The sequence below is a fragment of the Kribbella sp. NPDC056345 genome, from assembly GCF_042262745.1.
GTDB lineage: Bacteria > Actinomycetota > Actinomycetes > Propionibacteriales > Kribbellaceae > Kribbella.
Window position 1 is genome coordinate 255,526 of sequence record NZ_JBHJQQ010000006.1, and the last position, 18,268, is coordinate 273,793.

The 18,268-nt window shown below is 68.4% G+C and carries 16 protein-coding genes; 11 read left to right on the forward strand and 5 right to left on the reverse strand.

The features are described from left to right. Window positions 1-22 precede the first annotated feature (22 nt). Genes ACFCV3_RS23035 through ACFCV3_RS23055 form a run of 5 tightly spaced genes read left to right on the forward strand, consistent with a single transcriptional unit; the run spans window position 23 to window position 6,351 of the window. The gene (locus ACFCV3_RS23035) at window positions 23-2,473 is read left to right on the forward strand and encodes a DNA topoisomerase (ATP-hydrolyzing) subunit A (RefSeq protein ID WP_376032926.1); all 2,451 of its coding nucleotides are present in this window, start codon (window positions 23-25) and stop codon (window positions 2,471-2,473) included. A 4-nt stretch (window positions 2,474-2,477) separates the two neighbouring features. Further along, on the forward strand, window positions 2,478-3,185 hold the full coding sequence (locus ACFCV3_RS23040) for an LppX_LprAFG lipoprotein (protein WP_376032928.1): 708 nt from the start codon (window positions 2,478-2,480) through the stop codon (window positions 3,183-3,185). Then, window positions 3,182-4,870: an MFS transporter gene (locus ACFCV3_RS23045; protein WP_376032930.1), complete on the forward strand. Its 1,689-nt coding sequence runs from the start codon at window positions 3,182-3,184 to the stop codon at window positions 4,868-4,870. Before ACFCV3_RS23040 ends, ACFCV3_RS23045 begins: the two co-directional genes overlap by 4 nt. 45 nt (window positions 4,871-4,915) lie before the next feature. Continuing rightward, the gene (locus tag ACFCV3_RS23050) at window positions 4,916-5,857 is read left to right on the forward strand and encodes a sucrase ferredoxin (RefSeq protein ID WP_376032932.1); all 942 of its coding nucleotides are present in this window, start codon (window positions 4,916-4,918) and stop codon (window positions 5,855-5,857) included. Then, window positions 5,854-6,351 carry a beta-class carbonic anhydrase gene (locus ACFCV3_RS23055; RefSeq protein WP_376032934.1) on the forward strand — a complete coding sequence of 166 codons (498 nt, stop codon included), beginning with the start codon at window positions 5,854-5,856 and terminating at the stop codon, window positions 6,349-6,351. Before ACFCV3_RS23050 ends, ACFCV3_RS23055 begins: the two co-directional genes overlap by 4 nt. A 17-nt stretch (window positions 6,352-6,368) precedes the next feature. Here the strand turns inward: ACFCV3_RS23055 and ACFCV3_RS23060 are convergent, their stop codons facing one another. Next, a complete protein-coding gene (locus ACFCV3_RS23060) occupies window positions 6,369-7,136 on the reverse strand; it encodes a carbonic anhydrase (protein ID WP_376032936.1) in 768 nt (255 codons plus the stop codon). A gap of 132 nt (window positions 7,137-7,268) precedes the next feature. Between ACFCV3_RS23060 and ACFCV3_RS23065 the strand changes: the two genes are divergently transcribed. Beyond that, a complete protein-coding gene (locus ACFCV3_RS23065; protein WP_376032938.1) occupies window positions 7,269-8,561 on the forward strand; it encodes a hypothetical protein in 1,293 nt (430 codons plus the stop codon). 12 nt (window positions 8,562-8,573) lie between these two features. On the opposite strand, the gene ACFCV3_RS23070 is transcribed toward ACFCV3_RS23065, so the two are convergent. Further along, on the reverse strand, window positions 8,574-9,197 hold the full coding sequence (locus tag ACFCV3_RS23070) for an HAD family hydrolase (RefSeq protein ID WP_376032940.1): 624 nt from the start codon (window positions 9,195-9,197) through the stop codon (window positions 8,574-8,576). Beyond that, entirely contained in the window at window positions 9,197-11,281 is a 2,085-nt protein-coding gene (locus ACFCV3_RS23075; RefSeq protein WP_376032942.1) for a type IIA DNA topoisomerase subunit B, read from the reverse strand. The genes ACFCV3_RS23070 and ACFCV3_RS23075 overlap by 1 nt, the downstream gene beginning before the upstream one ends. 383 nt (window positions 11,282-11,664) lie before the next feature. On the opposite strand from ACFCV3_RS23075, the gene ACFCV3_RS23080 reads away from it, so the two are divergent. Continuing rightward, window positions 11,665-11,910, forward strand: a complete 246-nt coding sequence (locus ACFCV3_RS23080) for a hypothetical protein (RefSeq protein WP_238176483.1) — start codon at window positions 11,665-11,667, stop codon at window positions 11,908-11,910. Window positions 11,911-12,000: 90 nt separating this feature from the next. Here the strand turns inward: ACFCV3_RS23080 and ACFCV3_RS23085 are convergent, their stop codons facing one another. Next, entirely contained in the window at window positions 12,001-13,977 is a 1,977-nt protein-coding gene (locus tag ACFCV3_RS23085) for a glycogen debranching N-terminal domain-containing protein (protein ID WP_376032944.1), read from the reverse strand. 42 nt (window positions 13,978-14,019) lie between these two features. Between ACFCV3_RS23085 and ACFCV3_RS23090 the strand changes: the two genes are divergently transcribed. The 4 genes from ACFCV3_RS23090 to ACFCV3_RS23105 all read left to right on the forward strand — a co-directional run bounded on the left by ACFCV3_RS23090 (window position 14,020) and on the right by ACFCV3_RS23105 (window position 17,346). Further along, complete coding sequence (locus tag ACFCV3_RS23090) at window positions 14,020-14,502, forward strand: DUF456 domain-containing protein (RefSeq protein ID WP_376032946.1); 483 nt, start codon at window positions 14,020-14,022, stop codon at window positions 14,500-14,502. Window positions 14,503-14,573: 71 nt separating this feature from the next. After that, entirely contained in the window at window positions 14,574-15,116 is a 543-nt protein-coding gene (locus tag ACFCV3_RS23095) for a hypothetical protein (protein WP_376032948.1), read from the forward strand. 65 nt (window positions 15,117-15,181) lie between these two features. Next, window positions 15,182-15,883 carry a response regulator transcription factor gene (locus ACFCV3_RS23100; protein ID WP_344165682.1) on the forward strand — a complete coding sequence of 234 codons (702 nt, stop codon included), beginning with the start codon at window positions 15,182-15,184 and terminating at the stop codon, window positions 15,881-15,883. After that, on the forward strand, window positions 15,883-17,346 hold the full coding sequence (locus ACFCV3_RS23105; protein WP_376032949.1) for a sensor histidine kinase: 1,464 nt from the start codon (window positions 15,883-15,885) through the stop codon (window positions 17,344-17,346). The genes ACFCV3_RS23100 and ACFCV3_RS23105 overlap by 1 nt, the downstream gene beginning before the upstream one ends. On the opposite strand, the gene ACFCV3_RS23110 is transcribed toward ACFCV3_RS23105, so the two are convergent. Beyond that, on the reverse strand, window positions 17,309-18,220 hold the full coding sequence (locus tag ACFCV3_RS23110) for a LysR family transcriptional regulator (protein ID WP_376032951.1): 912 nt from the start codon (window positions 18,218-18,220) through the stop codon (window positions 17,309-17,311). The two genes, ACFCV3_RS23105 and ACFCV3_RS23110, sit on opposite strands and share 38 nt — an antisense overlap. Window positions 18,221-18,268: the final 48 nt, after the last annotated feature.

The following is an 18,268-nucleotide window of genomic DNA, read 5'->3' on the forward strand; positions in this document are numbered from 1 at the left end:
GACCGAGGAGCAGTTCACCCGTATGGCACGCCGTTCCAGTACCACCGCCGAGCCCGAGGACTTCGAGGAGCGCATCCTCGACGTCGATGTCTCCGACGAGATGCGCACCAGCTTCCTGGAGTACGCCTACTCGGTGATCTACTCCCGGGCGCTCCCGGACGCACGGGACGGGCTGAAACCGGTCCAGCGGCGGATCCTGTTCTCGATGGCCGAGAACAACATCCGTCCCGACCGCGGCCATGTGAAGTCGGCCCGCGTCGTCGGTGAAGTGATGGGTAAGTACCACCCGCACGGCGACGGCGCGATCTACGACGCCCTGGTCCGGACCGCGCAGCCGTGGTCGATGCGGCTGCCGCTGATCGACGGCCACGGGAACTTCGGCTCCCTCGACGACGGCCCCGCCGCGATGCGGTACACGGAGTGCCGGATGGCGCCGTCCGCGGTCGCGATGACGAACGGCCTGGACGAGAACGTCGTCGAGTTCCGGCCGAACTACGACGGCCGCGAGGAAGAGCCGTCGGTGCTGCCGGCCGCCTTCCCGAACCTGCTGGTCAACGGCGCCGCCGGGATCGCGGTCGGAATGGCCACCAACATGGCCCCGCACAATCTGGTCGAGGTCATCCAGGCGCTGCGGCACCTGATCAAGAAGCCTGACGCCGACCTCGACGACCTGATGCGGTTCATCCCCGGCCCGGACCTGCCGACCGGCGGCAAGATCGTCGGCCTGGAGGGCATCAAGGACGCCTACGCCACCGGCCGCGGCAGCTTCAAGATGCGCGCCACCGCCCGGATCGAGAACGTCACCCCGCGCCGCAAGGGCATCGTGGTCACCGAGCTGCCCTACACGGTCGGCCCGGAGAAGGTGATCGAGAAGATCAAGACGCTGGTCCAGGCCAAGAAGCTGCAGGGCATCGCCGACGTCAAGGACCTGACCGACCGCACGCACGGCACCCAGCTGGTGATCGAGGTCAAGAACGGCTTCGTCCCCGAGGCACTGCTGGAGCAGCTCTACAAGCTCACCCCGCTCGAGGACTCGTTCTCGATCAACGCGGTCTGCCTGGTCGACGGCCAGCCCCGCACCCTCGGGCTGAAGACCCTGCTGGAGGTCTACCTCGAGCACCGGTACGACGTCGTCCGCCGGCGCAGCGAGTTCCGCCGGAAGAAGGCCCAGGACCGGCTGCACATCGTCGACGGCCTGCTGATCGCGATCCTCGACATCGACGAGGTCATCCAGATCATCCGGACCAGCGACGACGCGGCCGCGGCCCGGACCCGGCTGATCGACATCTACGACCTGTCCGAGATCCAGGCCAACTACATCCTGGACATGCCGCTGCGCCGGCTGACGAAGTTCTCCAAGCTCGAGCTGGACACCGAGAAGGCCGAGCTGGAGCGCGAGATCGAGCGGCTCACCGCGATCCTCGAGGACGAGGCGCTGCTGAAGAAGACGGTCGGCGACGAGCTGGCCGAGGTCGCCAAGACCTACGGCACACCCCGCCGTACCGTGCTGCTGGAGTCGTCCGGCGCGACCAAGACCGCCGCCGTACCGCTCGAGGTCACCGACGACCCGTGCTGGATCCTGATGAGCTCGACCGGGCTGCTGGCCCGCACCAACGGCGTCGAGCCGTTCGGTACGGCGGAGGGCCGGGCCAAGCACGACGCGATCGTGTCCGCGATCAAGAGCACCGCCCGCGGTCAGTACGGCCTCATCACCACCGCCGGCCGGCTGATCCGGCTCGATTCGCTCGACCTGCCCGCCGTACCGACGACGGCCGCCGCACCGAACCTGCAGGGCGGCGCACCGATCGCCGAGTTCGTCTCGCTGGAACCGGGTGAGAAGGCGCTCGCGCTGACCACGATGGATCCCGACTCGATCGGGGTCGCCCTCGGTACGGCGACCGGTGTCGTGAAGCGCGTCGTTCCGGATCACCTGAGCAACCGCGACGCGTGGGAGATCATCCGGCTCAACGACGGCGACGAGGTCGTCGGCGCGGTCGAGCTCACGACCGGTGAGGAGGAGCTGTGCTTCGTCACCTCGGAGGCACAGCTGCTGCACTTCCCGGCCTCCGCGGTCCGTCCGCAGGGCCGCACCGCGGGCGGCATGGCCGGTGTCCGGCTCGGCGCCGGCGCGAAGGTGGTCTTCTTCGGCGCCGTCGACCCGGGCCGCGAGGCACAGGTCGTGACGATCGCCGGCTCGAACTCGGCGCTGCCGGGGACCGAGGTCGGCGCGGTCAAGGTGACACCGTTCAGCGAGTATCCGGGCAAGGGCCGCGGGACCGGCGGTGTGCGCTGCCAGCGGCTGCTGAAGGGTGAGGACGGGCTGCTGCTCGCCTTCGTCGGGGTGGCTCCGGTCAAGGCGAGCGCGAACAGTGGCGCACCGGTGGACCTGCCGCCGATCGACCCGCGCCGCGACGGTTCCGGCGTGCCGGTGGCCCAGCCGATCGCTGCTCTGGCCCCGGACCTGGCAGGCTGACCCCATGAAGAGACTCGTCGCGCTGGGCGCGGTGCTCGTGCTGGCCCTGGTCGGCTGCACTGACAAGAAGGATTCCGGCGGTGGCGCCGGGAAGTCCGACGATGCCGTCGCACAGCTCGCGGCCGCGAAGAAGGCGCTCGACGAAGCCTCCAGCGTCCACATCGTGCTGACCGGGCGGGACCTGCCGGACACCGCGCAGACGCTGGCCAGCGGCGACGGCGTGGCGACCCACGCCCCGGCGTTCAAGGGCAAGCTCACGATCCGCACCGGCGGCTCCCCGATCGACTCCGAGGTCGTCGCGGTCGACAAGAAGGTGTACGCCAAGCTGCCCTTCACCGGGAAGTTCGTCGAGCTCACGGCCGACCAGCTGACCGGGTTCGGCGCGCCCGACCCGGCGATCCTGCTGGACCCGAACAAGGGCCTGACGTCGGTGCTGCCGGCGGTGAAGGACCCGAAGGTGAAGGGTGACACCCGCGAAGGCGCCAAGGTGCTGACCGAGATCACCGGTTCGGTGCCGGGCAAGTCGCTGCAGGGCATCTTCCCGAACGCGCCGGCCGACCTGGACTTCCCGAGCACCTTCAAGCTCGACAAGGAGTCCAAGCAACTCGTCGCGGCGACGATCTCCGGCCCGTTCTACGACGGCGCCACCAGCAGCTACGACATCACCTTCGACAGGTACGGCGAACAAGTCTCGATCACCAAGCCGGAGTGAGCTCTGCAGTGAGCTCCCCCGGGGCCGCCCGGCCGAGAGCCAAGCTCACGCTCGCGTCGATCGCGGTCGCCTTCGCGGCCGCCGACACGTACGTCGTCGTCCTCGCGCTGCCCGACCTGATGTCCGGGGTCGGGCTGTCCGCGGACCAGCTCCAGCGGGCGGCGCCGATCATCTCCGGGTTCCTGCTCGGCTACATCGCCGTACTGCCGCTGATCGGCCGGATCGCGGATGTCGCCGGGCGGACACCGGTCCTGGTCGGGGCGCTCATGCTGTTCGCCGTCGGCTCGCTGATCACGGCAGCGGCGTACGACCTGCCCCTGGTGGTAACCGGTCGGTTTCTTCAGGGCGTGGGAGGCGGCGGGCTTGTCCCGGCCACACTCGCGCTGGTCGCGGACCTGTGGCCCGCTGAGCGACGTGGACTGCCGCTGGGCGTGGTCGGGGCGGTGCAGGAGCTCGGTTCGGTCCTGGGGCCGCTGCTGGGCGCCGCCGTACTGGCTGTCGCCGACTGGCGCTACATCTTCTGGCTGAACCTCGTGGTCGCTGTCGTCCTCGCCGTTCTACTGCGCGGGGCGCGACGACCGCCATGGTCAGCGGCCGTCGGCCTCCTGGCAGCAGTTGCACTCGGCCTCACGCTGCTCGCACCACAACGCCTCGCGTCCGACGTCACCCTCGGGCTGCCCTTCGTGCCGTTCGCCGGTACGTCGCGACTCGCGACTCCGATCGGGGTTGCGACTCTCGTCCTCGGCCTCGTGTGGGCCGGGCTGGTGCTGTGGCGCTCACGGTCGCACCTCACCGGGTTGCTCGCGCAGATCGACCTGATCGGCGCCCTCCTCCTCGCGTTGGCGCTGGCCGGTGTCGTCCTGGCGTTCGCGACGGCCGATCCGGAGCGCGAGCTGATGTCGCCTGCCGGGCCCTGGCTCCTCGTCGGGGCTGCGGTGTTCGGTGTCGCGTTCTGGGTCTGGCAACGCCGCGCCCCGCACGCGATCGTCCCAGCTGGGTTGCTGGCGACCAGGCCTGCCTGGGGCTCACTCGTGGTCAGTTTCCTGGTCGGGTGTGCGCTGATCGCCGCACTGGTCGACGTACCGGTGTTTGCGCGGACGACGCAGGGCGGTGGGCAGCTCGCGGCGGCGCTGGTACTGCTGCGCTTCCTGATCGCGTTGCCGGTGGGCGCGGTGGTCGGCGGCTGGCTGACCCGGCGCTACGGGCTCGGGCTGATCACCGGGGCCGGGCTGGCGTTGGCCGGGGCGATGTTCGTCGTGATGGCGTTCTGGAGCCGCAACGCCCTCGATCACTTCGCGGCGACCGTCGTACTGCTGCTGTGCGGGTTCGGCTTCGGGCTGGCGCTGTCGCCGGTCAACACGGCGATCCTGGGCGCTACTCCCCGGGCGAACCACGGGCTGGTCAGCGCGCTCGTCGTCGTCGCGCGGATGGTCGGCATGCTGGTCGGCGTGTCGGCACTGACCGCGATCGGGCTCCGCCGGTACTTCGCGATCGTCGACGACGTACCGTCACCGAACGAGCTCTGCCCGGCAACACCTGCGTCCTGCCGGCCCTTCGTGGACGCGCTTCGCGACGCAGCGATTTCACAAACGCACGCAATCTTCGCCGGGGCTGCCGTCTGCGCCTTCCTGGCCGCGATCCTCGCCGTCGCATTGCTGGGCCGACGTGGCGTTGTGCACACTTGATGGTCATTGCGCGGTACTGAGGGCTGCCTAACCTACAGTGGTGCTGTGAGAGTTCCACCCGACGCGACCGGTCGGCCAGGCCTGTGCTCGACCTTCTGCCGTCAGCTCCTCGAGCCGCTGGAAGGTTCCGCCATTGTGGCGAGTGGCTGGGTCGTCCTGGAGCAGCCGGGTCCGTGGGGTGCCGATGCCGTCGTCAACAGTCACCTGAATCCCGAGTTCGGCGGCCGGTTCGATGCCGAATGCAAGAAAGCCGACGTCCGCTTCGGCCTGATCCGCACACCGGGGCGGCATTCTTTCCCGGCCAATCACGCCCAGCAGGTGTACGTCGCCTCGACCGTGCCCGGCAACACCTGGCTGCTCACCGCCCATCTCGACGACCCGCTGGCCCTCGAAGCACTCGACCTCGCGGCGATCGCTCGTGGTGATCGCGAGGCCGTCGACGCCTCGCTGCCCGGCCTGGTGCCGGTCGACGAGGCGATCATGCTGGTCTGCACCAACGGCAAGCGGGACGAGTGCTGCGCGATCCTCGGCCGCCCGCTGGTCAACGGCCTGGCCACAGCCGCACCCGGCCGGGTCTGGGAGGCCAGCCACCTCGGCGGCCACCGCTTCTCCCCCACCGCCGTGCTACTGCCCGCCGGCACCATGCACGGCCACCTCAACACCGGGACCGCACTCGATGTGCTCGCGGCCTCGGACCGCGGTGAGACCTTCCTGACCGGTCTGCGTGGCCGCACCACGTGGACGAAACGCGGTCAGGCCGCGGAAATCGCCGTACGCCACCAAACTGGTGAGCTCTCGCTGGACGCCCTCACTGTCGCGGGCGAAGATCTGGAATCCGTGACAGTGTGGCATCGCGACGGGCGGTCCTGGGTAGTCCCGGTGACCAGTGCACCTGCTGATCCACCTCGTCCGGAGTCCTGTGGAAAGGAGCCGTTCGCGATGTCGATCCTGAAGGCCGGAACCCCTGTGCCAGGAGCAGTCCGATGACCCCTGGTTTCGAAGACCTGCTCGCCGCCAACGCGGAGTACGCCGCCGATTTCCACTACGGCGGCTTCGACGGAATCGCCCACGCCGGAGTCGGCGTGGTCACCTGTATGGACTCCCGCATCCCGCCGCTGGAGCTGCTCGGCCTCAAACCGGGTGACGCCAAGGTCCTGCGCAGCGCCGGCGGCCGGGTCACCGAGATCACGCTCACCGGACTCGTCCTGGGCGTCAACCTGCTCGGTATCCGCCGGATCATGGTCATCCCGCACACCCGCTGCGCGATGGCCGCCATGTCCGAGGACGAACTCCGCGCGAAGGTCGAGAAGGCCGCCGGGAAACCGGCCGGTTACCTCCCCATCAACGTGATCCCCGACCAGCTCGAAGCCCTCCGCCACGACGTCGCCGCCGTCCGCGAACACCCCCTGATCGGCGAAGAGATCCTCGTCGGCGGCTTCATGTACGACGTGGACACCGGCCTCCTCACCCAACACGTCTGACTTGTCGCTCGGTGGGGTCAGGTGAGGACTACCCGTCCGGTGTCCAACTCGTAGTAGGCGCCTACCAGCTTGACCTTGCCAGTTTTTTCGAGGGGTCCGAGGACCGGGGACTGGCGGAGTTCGGCCAGGACCAGGTCGATGTTGGCGTGGATGGCGTTGGTGAGGCGGTCGCCGGGCTTGCCTGCTACTTGGCGGACGGCTGGGGTCAGGGCTTCGACCAAGTAGCCGATCTGGCCGGCCTCGGCGGTCCGCTGGTGGGAGTCGAGGGCTTTGATGGTGGCGTCGAGTGCACCGCAGCGTTGGTGGCCTAGGACCACCAGCAGTGGCGTGTGCAGCTCGGCGACGCCGAACTCCAGGCTGCCGGTGACTGACTGGTCGAGGGCTTCACCGGCACTACGTACGACCACGAGGTCACCGAGTCCCTGATCGAAGACAAGCTCGATCGGCACCCGGGAATCCACGCAGCCGAGCACCGTGGCGAACGGGTGCTGCCCCTTGCTCACCGCTACCCGGCGCGCCACGCCCTCGTCCAGGCGCTCCTCGCGATCGGCCACGAAGCGGGCGTTGCCGGCCACCAAGCGAGCCAGTGCCTGTTCACCGGTAAGGACCGGGGCGGCGCTGGGCGGGGTCGATCCGCTGGGCGGAGCAGAGTCGGCCGGAGCGACCGGCGTACTGGAGGGCGAAACCTCCGCGCAGGCAGTCAGTACGGCGCTCCCCGCGCCGACGGCCAGTCCGGTGGTCACTGCGGTGGTCAGAAAACGGCGGCGGCTGCTGGTGGTGCTCACGGCATGCTCCTCAGGAAAGGGGCGGCGGGGCGGGCGCCGCTCTCCGAAGGTAGCGCATTGCATACTGTCTGCAATACCCGGTGTTTGTGCAGATCTCTCGGCTTCGAGGCCGGGATCTGATAGATACCCCTTATGAGACTCCGCCCCAGCTCATTTCCCAGGTCCCTGCTTGTCGGCGCCCTGGCCCTGACGAGCGTCCTGTCCGGCGCTCCGGTCGTGCACGCGGCCCCGGTCGTCACCGGCTGCCTCGACACCGGCGTCACCGGCACGGTCGAGGAGCAGCGCCTCGGTCGCGGTATCGCCGGTGGACCTTCGGTACCGGCCGAGATCCTGCGCCGGACCGGGTTCGACAAGCAGGTGGAGCTGTTCGGCCGGCTGCTCTGCCGGATGCCGAGCCGGGAGGCCGCCAAGCTGCTGATCCGCGCGCAGGGTGAGGCACTGTGGCGGACTGCCGTGCACCGCGCTCAGCACCCGGTCTCCGGCGCCGACGCGCTGCCTGCCACCGACGACCGCGGTCTGTACTGGGCGCGCATCTCGATGGCACTGACGGTTCGCCAGTGGCAGCCGCGCTTCACCGTCGGTACGGCGGAACGCGCGGAGCTGATCCGATCCCTCGAGTACGCCTCCCGGGGAATCACGAGCACCCGCTTCTCCCCCGACGTACGGAAGATCCTGGTGACCGGGTTCGATCCGTTCACGCTGGATGCCGACATCCGGATCGGTAATCCGTCCGGAGCGAATGCGCTGACGCTGGACGGACAGCGCTGGACGGTCAACGGGAAGACGTACGAGATCCAGGCCGTGGTCTTCCCGGTCCGCTACACCGATTTCGACCAGAACATGGTTGAGGACGCCCTCGCGCCGCACTACGGCGGTGGGCCGCAGCACGCGGATCTCGTGATGACGGCGAGTCAGGGACGCGTCGGCATCTTCGACTTGGAGGTCTTCAACGGCCGCCGGCGGTCGACCAGTTCGATCGGTGACAACAACAACCTCTGGGGTGGCGGAACCACCGCCGCTCCGGTCGTCTCGCCCAGCATGCCGGCCGGCCCGGAGTGGATCACCGCGAGTCTGCCGATGGCACGGATGGCGCAGGCCGATGTGACGCCGTTCCGCACCCGCGTGAACACCTCGGTGCTGGAGATCCCGGCGGGCCAGACCGCACCCGTGCGGCAGCCGTTGGGGCCGACGGAGGGATCGATCGCGTCCGAAGGTGCTGGTGGCGGTTACCTGTCCAACGAGGTGGCCTACCGCAACACACTGCAGCGCGATCTGAAGGACCCGTCGATGCCGGCCGGACATCTGCATGTCCCGGTGCTGTCCTTCGATGCGGCCAACAAGACGACCATCACGGATCCGACGTACGAGGCCAACCGAGAGGCGATCATCCGCGGCGCACACGCCGTACTCCGTCAGGCGCTGTGATCACTTTTCTGATCAGGTGGCGATAATTCTGAACGCCTCCAGCACCGACTGCACAGAATAATCGGCTGCCGGCCCGCCCATACGATCCCCGACCAGGATGGTGCGCAGGCCGGCATTCCGTCCGCCGGCGATGTCATAGGCCGGGTGGTCTCCCACCATCCACCCGTCCAGGGGAGCTCCTGAGCGCTCGGCCGCGATCGCGAAGATCCGTGCGTCCGGCTTCCGCACCCCCACAGCCTCGGACACACAGCAGTAGTCGACCGCGGCCGCGATCCCCGTGTGCTCCAGCTTCAACGTCTGCTGCACCACGGTGCCGTTCGTGACCACGGCGACCCGCCAGCCCGCTGCCCGAAGTTCTGTCAGCGCCTCCAGGACAGCCTGGTCGACGCGCGTGAACAACGGATGCTCCCGGTCGTAGCTCTCCACGCTCGGAGCGACGCCGAACTGCTGGCGCAGACCGGCGAACAGCTCGGCCCGGGGCCTGAACCCACCGTTGTCCTGCGCAACGAGCCAGGCGACAGCGGCCTCCCCCAGACCTGCATCACCGCACCACCAGCGCGCCCAGTCGAGAAAGGCCGCGTCGCGGTCGATGAGGGTGTTGTCCAGGTCGAAGCAGGCCAGGCGGGGCCGGGGCATCAGACGTCGATGCGGCTCTCGTCCAGCTCGTAGGCACCCTGGACGATGAACTCCTTGCGGGGCGCAACATCGTTGCCCATCAGGAGGTCGAAGACCTTGGCGGCGTCCTCGCCGTCGTCGACGGTCATCCGGCGCAGCGTCCGGTGCCGCGGATCGACGGTGGTTTCGGCCAGCTGGTCGGCGTCCATCTCACCGAGACCCTTGTAGCGCTGCGGGGGTTCCTTCCACTTGACGCCCTTCTTCATCAGCTCGGCCGTCTTCCGCTGGTACTCCGCGTCGCTGTAGGTGTAGATGTACTTGTCCTGACCCTTCTTCGGGTTGGTCAGCTCGAAGCGGTGCAGCGGCGGCACGGCGGTGTAGACGCGACCGGCGTCGACCAGCGGACGCATGTAGCGGAAGAACAGGGTGGCCAGCAGGCAGCGGATGTGCGCGCCGTCGGAGTCGGCGTCGGCCATGAAGATGATCTTGCCGTAGCGGACCTGCTCCAGATCGAAGCTCCGCCCCGACCCGGCGCCGACCACCTGGATGATCGAGGCGCACTCGGCGTTCTTCAGCATGTCGGCGACGGACGCCTTCTGCACGTTCAGGATCTTGCCCCGGATCGGCAGCAGCGCCTGGAACTCCGAGTTGCGAGCGACCTTGGCCGTACCGAGGGCCGAATCACCCTCGACGATGAAGAGCTCGGACCGGTCGACATCGTTGCTGCGGCAGTCGGCGAGCTTGGCCGGCAGGGCCGACGACTCCAGCGCGGTCTTGCGCCGCTGCAGCTCCCGGTGCTGGCGGGCCGCGACCCGTGTCCGGGACGCGGCGACGACCTTCTCCAGCACCGCCCGGGCCTGCGCCTTGTGCTCGCGCTTGGTCGAGGTCAGGAAGGCTTCCAGCTCGGTCTGCACGACCTTCGAGACGATCCGCGACGCGGCCGGGGTGCCGAGCACCTCCTTGGTCTGGCCGTCGAACTGCGGCTCGGCCAGCCGCACGGTGACGATCGAGGTCATGCCCTCCAGGACATCGTCCTTGATCAGCTCCTCGCCGCTCTTCAGCAGGCGGGTGCCCTCCATCGCGTTGGTGAAGCTCTTGGCCAGTGCCCGCTCGAAGCCGGCCACGTGCGTGCCGCCCTTGGTGGTGGCCACGATGTTCACGAACGAGCGGAGCTCGGTCTCGTACCCGTCGCCCCAGCGGACGGCGATGTCCACGTCGAGATCGCGCTCGACATCGGTCGGCGTCATGTGGCCGGCGTCGTCCAGCATCGGCACGGTCTCGGTGAAGTGCCCCGTCCCGGTCAGCCGGATCACCTCGGTGACCTTCTGGTCGGTGGCCAGGAACTCGCAGAACTCGCTGATCCCGCCGTCGTGCTTGAAGTGTTCCTCGGTCACCTCGTCGGCACGCTCGTCGCGGATCACCAGCTCCAGGCCGGGGACCAGGAACGACGTCTGCCGCGCCCGGGTGACCAGCTCGTCGTAGTTGAAGCTCGCGTCGCGGGTGAAGATCTGCCGATCCGCCCAGTACCGGATCCGGGTGCCGGTCATGCCCTTCTTCGCCCGGCCGGCCTTGCGCAGCCCCTTGGCCGCGGTGAAACCGGCCGCCGCACCCTCGCCGTCGAACTCGCCGGCGACACCGCGCCGGAACGACGTGGTCCAGACCACGCCGCCGCGGTCGACCTCGACGTCCAGCCGCGCGGACAGCGCGTTCACCACCGAGGCACCGACACCGTGCAGACCACCGGAGGCGTTGTACGAGCCGCCGCCGAACTTGCCACCGGCGTGCAGTTTGGTGAACACCACCTCGACACCGCTGAGCTTGGTCTTCGGCTCGATGTCGACCGGGATACCGCGGGCACGGTCGCGCACCTCGACGGATCCGTCCTTGTGCAGGATCACGTCGATGCGGTCACCGTGGCCGGCCAGGGCCTCGTCGACGGCGTTGTCGATGATCTCCCACAGGCAGTGCATCAGGCCGCGGCTGTCGGTGGACCCGATGTACATACCGGGGCGCTTCCGGACCGCCTCGAGTCCTTCGAGGACGAGCAGGTTGCGGGCGTTGTACGTCGGGTCGAGCTCGGTACTGCGAGGCGTCGGGGCGGCCACAGGGCTCCTTCACTGGTTCACCAACTCACTACGAGGCACAGCCTATGCGGCCGCACCCCCAAAACCCGTTAGCAGCCCCGACACTCGGGGAACCTGACTGAGCAACAGGAAACCTGCTACGGCAGATATCGATCCGGACTCGATCGGGCGTGGCCCACGACACACCGAAAATCAGCACGGGGTGACGAGACCATGGCGCACAGTGAGATAAGACACGCCGACGCGGCGTGTCCCGCCCAATTCGCCCGAAACAGAAACGATTCCGCGTCAGCATGCGTCATAAGGGAGCAGGTGGTTCGTCTCACATTCGGACACGTTGCCCCCACCGGGAAGCGATCCGCGTGTCAGGATGTTGCTATCTGGTGAGAACGGAACTAGATGAGATGAGGCCTCAAGTGACTACAGCACTCGCCCCGAGTTCGGCCCTGTCGGCCGCGGATCGTTGTGACCGCTGCGGTGCGCAGGCCTACGTCCGTGTCACCTTGACCAGCGGTGGGGAGCTTCTGTTCTGCGCCCACCACGGCCGGGAGCACTCGGACAAGCTGCGCAACATCGCCGTCACCATTCACGACGAGACGGGCCGGCTCGAAGCCGCTCCCGCCGCCGTCGCCACGGAGGACGAACGGTAAGCCAGGTCTCATAAACGCGCCGACGCCGGCGCCAAAGTCCTACAGAGCCGATGGCGGTTCTCCCGAGGGAGACCGCCATCCTTGCGTCCGTCAGACAGAGTGCTGGAGGTCCTTCGGGGCCTCCAGCACTGCTGTTTCCCCGTTCCGCCACTCGACGGTGAGCGGCCCACCGGCCACCGTGAGTCCCGACAGTCTCAGCTCGGACCACGGCAGCGACGGCGCCGGATTGATCGTCAGGACGCCGCCTGGGACGTCTGGCTCGATACCCAGAGCAGCGACGAGGACGGCGACCACGGAGGCCGCTGCCCAGGCCTGGGGACGGCATGAGCTCGGGTACGGCGTGGGCCGGGTCTCCGCGGTTCGCCCGCGACCGCCGTACAGCTCGGGGAGCCGGTATTCGAAGCTCTCGGCTGCCCGCACGAGACCAGCCAGGTACGACGAGGCGACGTCGGTGTGGCCGGCGGTGTAGAGACCCTCGATGGTCATGGCGGTGTCGTGCGGCCAGACGCTGCCGGTGTGGTAGCCGATCGGGTTGAAGCGGGACATCGCGGTCGACAGGGTGCGCAGGCCGAATCCGCTGTCGAGGTCGTCCTCACCGAGTACGTCGGCCACGCGCTGTTCCTCGTCTGCGTCCAGCAGGCCGGTACCGAGCAGGTGGCCCATGTTCGAGGCACGACCGGCCACCGCGTTCTTGGCGCCGTCGAGCGCGATCGCCGGGTAGCCGTCGACCCAGAACGCATCGCGGAAGCGTTCCTGCAGGGCTGTTGCCCAGGTGCGCCACTCATCGCCCGACTCACCGAATGCGTCGAGCAGTTCGGCACCGCGGACAGCAGCGGCGTACGCATAGCCCTGGACCTCGCACAGCGCGATCGGGGCGGTGGCAATCTCGCCGTTCGGCCATTGCACCGAGTCGTTCGAGTCCTTCCAGCCCTGGTTCGCCAGTCCGTGGCCGGACTCGTCGACGTACTCGAGGAATCCGTCGCCGTCCGGATCGGCGTAGTCCCGCATCCATTCGAGTGCGCCCTGCAGGTTGGGCAGTAGGTCGTGGACCTGATCGGCCGGCATCCCCCAGCGCCACGCTTTGTGCAAGGTGGTGATCCAGAGCTGGGTCGCGTCGTGCGTGCCGTAGTACACCGGCGGCAGGACGAACTCGGCACCGTGCTCGGCCGCCTCGGCCCGAAGCTCGTGCGGGATCTTCCCGGGCTGCTCGGCGGTGGCGATGTCCACCTTGGTCCCCTGCCACTTGGCCAGCGCGCGCAACGTGCCCGCGGCCAGCTCAGGGTCGACCGGGATCAGCATTCCCGCGGAGATCAACGAGTCCCGGCCGAAGAGAGTGAGGTACCACGGCGGGCCCGCTCCGAGGTAGCGATCGTTGCCCACCGCAAGCTGTAGCGCGCGGACATCGTCGAGGGAGCGGTCGAACCATCGCTCAACCCGGTGATCACTACAGTGAACACTCGCGGTGTACAGAATAGTGTTCACCGGTGGGTCGATCGTGAAACCGCTGAGCGAGCGTGGGCTGGAAGCGTTCACTTTGATGATCATCGTGAACTCCTCCCCCGGCTCCAGCTGCGGCGACGCAGTCGATCCGGGGTCCAGCTCCGCGGTGACCCGCGTGCCCTCATTCTCCCAGTACAGACGGCCCGAATCGTCGTACTGAGCCTCGACAGTGGGCAGTGTCACGGCCGTCCGGTTGCGGACCTGGACGATCCCCGCGAGATCGGTGCCCAGGGCAACTTCCAGCCGGCAGGTCACCGTGTCCCGGGAGTTGTTCACCAGCGTGATCCGCTCGGTCATCCCGTCCCGCGTGACCTCCCGCCGGCGGTAGACCAGGACTGTCTCCGCGCGGTCGGCCTTCGCGACGTACACGTGGGTCGAGGCGCTCTGCTCGTCCACCTGCAGCGGGATCGGCTCCACACCGTCGACCGTGACGACGAGCTTCGACAGCAGCCGTCTGTCACGGGCGTACACGCCCTCCACTCCGCTACCCGTGAGCTGACCGGAGCGCGGCGACAGGACCACCCAGGGAGCAGCCAGTGCAGTGACCATTTCGTGCAGCTGGGACACGACACCACCCTAAACGCGCCCGACATGCGGCAGAGTGTCCGTGTGAACACTGCTATGACGGTCCTCGTCGGTGTAGCGATCTTCGTCGGCATCCTCGGCATCGTGATTCCGGTGCTGCCCGGAGCCATTCTGAGCCTGGCGGCGATCCTGGTCTGGGCGCTGGTGGAACGCAGTGCCACCGGATGGGTCGTGCTGGCCGTCGCGGTGGTCCTGATCGGTGCCAGCCAGGTGGTCAAGTACATCGTGCCCGAACGGCGGCTCCGGGAATCCGGCGTACCACGGCGCTCGATGCTGATCGGCGTACTGCTCGGCATCGTCGGCTTCTTCCTGATCCCGGTCGTCGGCATGTTCGTCGGCTTCCCGCTCGGCGTCTACGTCTCCGAGCGGCAGCGCCTCAAGACCCACACCGCGGCCTGGGACTCGACCAAGCACGCGCTGAAGGCAACCGGCCTGTCCATCCTGATCGAGTTCATCGGTACGTCGCTCGCCGCAGCCGTCTGGTTGATCGCCGTACTGTTCCTCTGACAGCCCGATTGCCAGGGTTTTCTCAGGTGCACCGGAGGCTCGTCTCAGACCTGTGAGGGATCCTGGGTCGCATGGCACTGTTCAGGAATCTCTCAGAGAAACGCTGGCGCATCGCAGGCACCGTCGCCGCGGTCGCCGTCACCACCACGGCAGGCGGAGTCGCCTGGGCCGCGACCAGCGCCGACCCGACCCCGCCGCCCACCGCAGCTCCGTCCACCCCGGCCCAGCCGGACGAGCCGGGCAAGGGCCCGGGACGCGGTTTCGGCGGCCCCGGCAAGTTCCTCGGCCAGGGCGGCGCCCTGCACGGGGAGTTCGTCGTCAAGAAGGACGGCGGCGGCTACCAGACCGTGGCCACCCAGCGCGGCGAGGTCACCGCGGTCAGCCCGGAGTCCATCACGGTCAAGAGCGAGGACGGCTACAGCCGCACCTACACGCTGACCGAGGAGACCCTGGTGAACGCCGCCCGGGACGGAATCGGTGACGTGAAGGCCGGGAACACGGTCCACATCTCCGCCATCGTCGCCGACGGCAAGGCCACCGCGACCAGCCTCAGCGACGGCACCGCCCGGAAGGCCGCCGGGGAGAAATGGGGCTTCCACCGGGGTCCCCGCTAAGGACTCACAGCTGATTGCCAGGAACCTGCCAGGGTGACCATGGGTAACAGCGGCAGACTGTGGGCATGAGCCCGCATCTGCTGGTGGTCGACGACGAGCCCAACATCGTCGAACTGCTGTCCGCGAGTCTGCGCTTCGCGGGATACGACGTGTCCACGGCCAGCCACGGCACCGAGGCTCTCCGCAAAGCGCGAGAGGTCCAGCCCGACCTGGTCGTGCTCGACGTGATGATGCCCGGCCTGGACGGGTTCGAGGTGGTCCGGCGGTTGCGCGGTGAGGACCGGCATGTGCCAGTGCTGTTCCTCACCGCCCGCGACGCCGTCGAGGACAAGGTCCTCGGCCTGCAGACCGGCGGCGACGACTACGTGACCAAGCCGTTCAGCCTCGACGAACTGGTCGCCCGCGTCCGCGCCCTGCTCCGCCGCTCCGGCCACCGCGAGCAGACCGCGACCGAGTCCGCCGTACTGCGGTATGCCGACCTGGAGCTCAACGAGGACAGCTACGAAGTCTTCAAGGCCGGCGAGGCCGTGCAGCTGTCACTGACCGAGTTCAAGCTGCTGCGCTGCCTGCTGGAGAACGCCGAGCGGGTGATGTCGAAAGGCCAGATCCTCTCCGCGGTCTGGAACTACGACTTCGCCGGAGACGCAGGCGTGGTCGAGTCCTACATGTCGTACCTGCGCCGTAAGGTCGACACCGGCGATCAGAAGCTGCTCCACACCGTCCGCGGGGTCGGCTACGTCCTCCGCACCCCCCGAGGCCCCAGCTGATGAACCTCAACCACCGGCGCTTCACCGAGCGCTACCCCCTGCGCGTCACCATCGTCGTCGTCCTGCTGACCCTGGTAGCCCTCGCCCTGGTCGCCTCCGGCGTCCTGGCCACCACCATCATGCGCGGCTACCTCGTCGACAAGGTGGACACCCAGCTCTCCCAGGTCGCGACTCCCTTCCAGCGCAACGAGCGGCAGCTGCCACCCCGTGGCCGTCCAGGTAAGGACCGCCCCCTTCCCAGTCTCTTTGTCGTCCAGAAGTACAACTCCGATGGCTCCCCCATCGACCCCGAGGGGCCCTTCGGCACCGAGCAGCTCGGCGGCGGGGCGTCCCAGCCGAAGCTCCCCACCCTCAACCTCAATCAGATCCGCGCGCTGAACGGTGAGCCGTTCAATGTGTCGTCGCTGTCCGGAGACGACACGTGGCGAGTGCTGGCGCTGCCCACGAACGACGGCGCTGGATCCGTGATGGTCGCCCAGAGCTTGCACGATGTGACAAGAACCGTGCAGCGGCTGGTGGGGGTGCAGGCTGCGGCGGGGGTGATTCTGCTGGTGCTGCTGGCCGGGGTCGGGACCTACGTCGTACGGCGGAGTCTGCGGGGGCTCGAGGATGTCGAGCACACCGCGATCGCGATCGCCGGTGGTGATCTCAGCCGGCGGATCCCGGACCGCGATCCGCGCACCGAGGTGGGCCGGCTGTCCTACGCGCTGAACCAGATGCTCGGGCAGATCGAGAATGCCTTCTCCCAACGAACCGCGTCGGAGCTCGCTGCGCGGCAGTCCGAGGATCGGATGCGGCGGTTCGTCGCGGACGCTTCCCACGAGCTGCGCACTCCGCTGACGTCGATCCGCGGGTTCGCCGAGCTCAGCCGGCAGCGGGGTGTGGTCGAGCCGGACGTGATGCAACGGATCGAGGACGAGGCCAAGCGGATGGGTCTGCTCGTCGACGACCTGCTCCTGCTCGCTCGCCTCGACCAGCAGCGGCCACTCCGGATGGAGGCGGTCGACCTGCTCCCCGTCGCCGCCGACGCCCTGCACAACGCTCAGGCCGTCCAGCCCGAACGGAACATCTCGCTGAAGATCCTGCCCGGCTCCGAAGCCCCGGTCGTCCCCGGCGACGAGGCACGCCTCCGCCAGGTCCTCGGCAATCTGATCAGCAACGCCCTCCACCACACCCCGGTCGACGCGCCGATCCTCGTCTCGGTCGGGACGCGCGGGCGCGACGCCGTACTGGAGGTCAGTGACTCAGGTCCTGGTCTGTCCGACGAGCAGAAGGCGCGCGTGTTCGAGCGGTTCTACCGGGCAGACTCCGCACGCACCCGTACGACGGGCGGTTCCGGGCTCGGGTTGTCGATCGTGGCTGCTCTCGTCGCTGCGCACGGTGGCCGCGTGCTCGTAAGCGACACTCACCCGCACGGAGCAACGTTCACCGTGCTGCTCCCGCTGCCGCGCCAGCCGCGGTGATCTCGGCCGCGATCTCCGTGGCGATCTCGATCGCCCGGGCAGCCAGCGGGGACTGCGACTCTGTGTCCGGCCAGTGCAGGTAGATCCCACGGGTCGGCGCGGGGTGCAGCGGGTGGATCGACAACCGCTCGTCGGACGGGACCTCAGATCCGTACACGGCGAGCCAGGGCAGCACCGCCCAGCCGAGCCCGGCCCGCACCATCGACAGGATCGTCGCGTTACCCGGTGAGCGGAACGCGATCTCCGGACGCGCATCGGCCTCGATCGCCGGCGCCATCCACAACTGGTCACACGACTCATGGCAGCCCACCATCGGCCGGCCATCCAGGACCTTCAGTGATGCCGGGCCCTCCGGCAGGTCGCCGGCCCGGGCCACCAGGAAGTAGACGTCGTCGATCAACCTGGTCTGTACGACGTCGCCGTCGAGCGGCCGGTCGAAGAAGACCAGGTCGAGGTTGCCGACCTGTGGATCGTCGGCCGGCATGTCCGCCAGCCTGATGTCGCAGCCCGGCTGCTCGTCACGCAATCGCCGGATCAGCGCAGGCAGGATCACGTGGGACACGCTTTGGAAGGTGCCGATATCGATCCGGCCGCCACCCGCCTTGAACCGGCCGACCGCATCGGACAGCGCCGCCGCCTTGGCCAGCAACTCGCGCCCCTCCTCCAGGACCACGACGCCGAGTGGCGTGAGCCGCACCGGCCGCGGGCCTCCCGGCCGATCGAACACCGCTCCCCCGACCGACCTCTCCAACGCAGCGATCTGCTGGCTGATCGTCGACTGGGTGTAGCCGAGGCGGACAGCCGCCCGGCCGAACGTGCCCTCCTCGACGATGGCGACCATCGTCCCCAGATGCCGTAGCTCTACCTCGACCATGGCGACGAGTATAGCCGTGGGCGATCATCATGATCGCAAACAATCGCT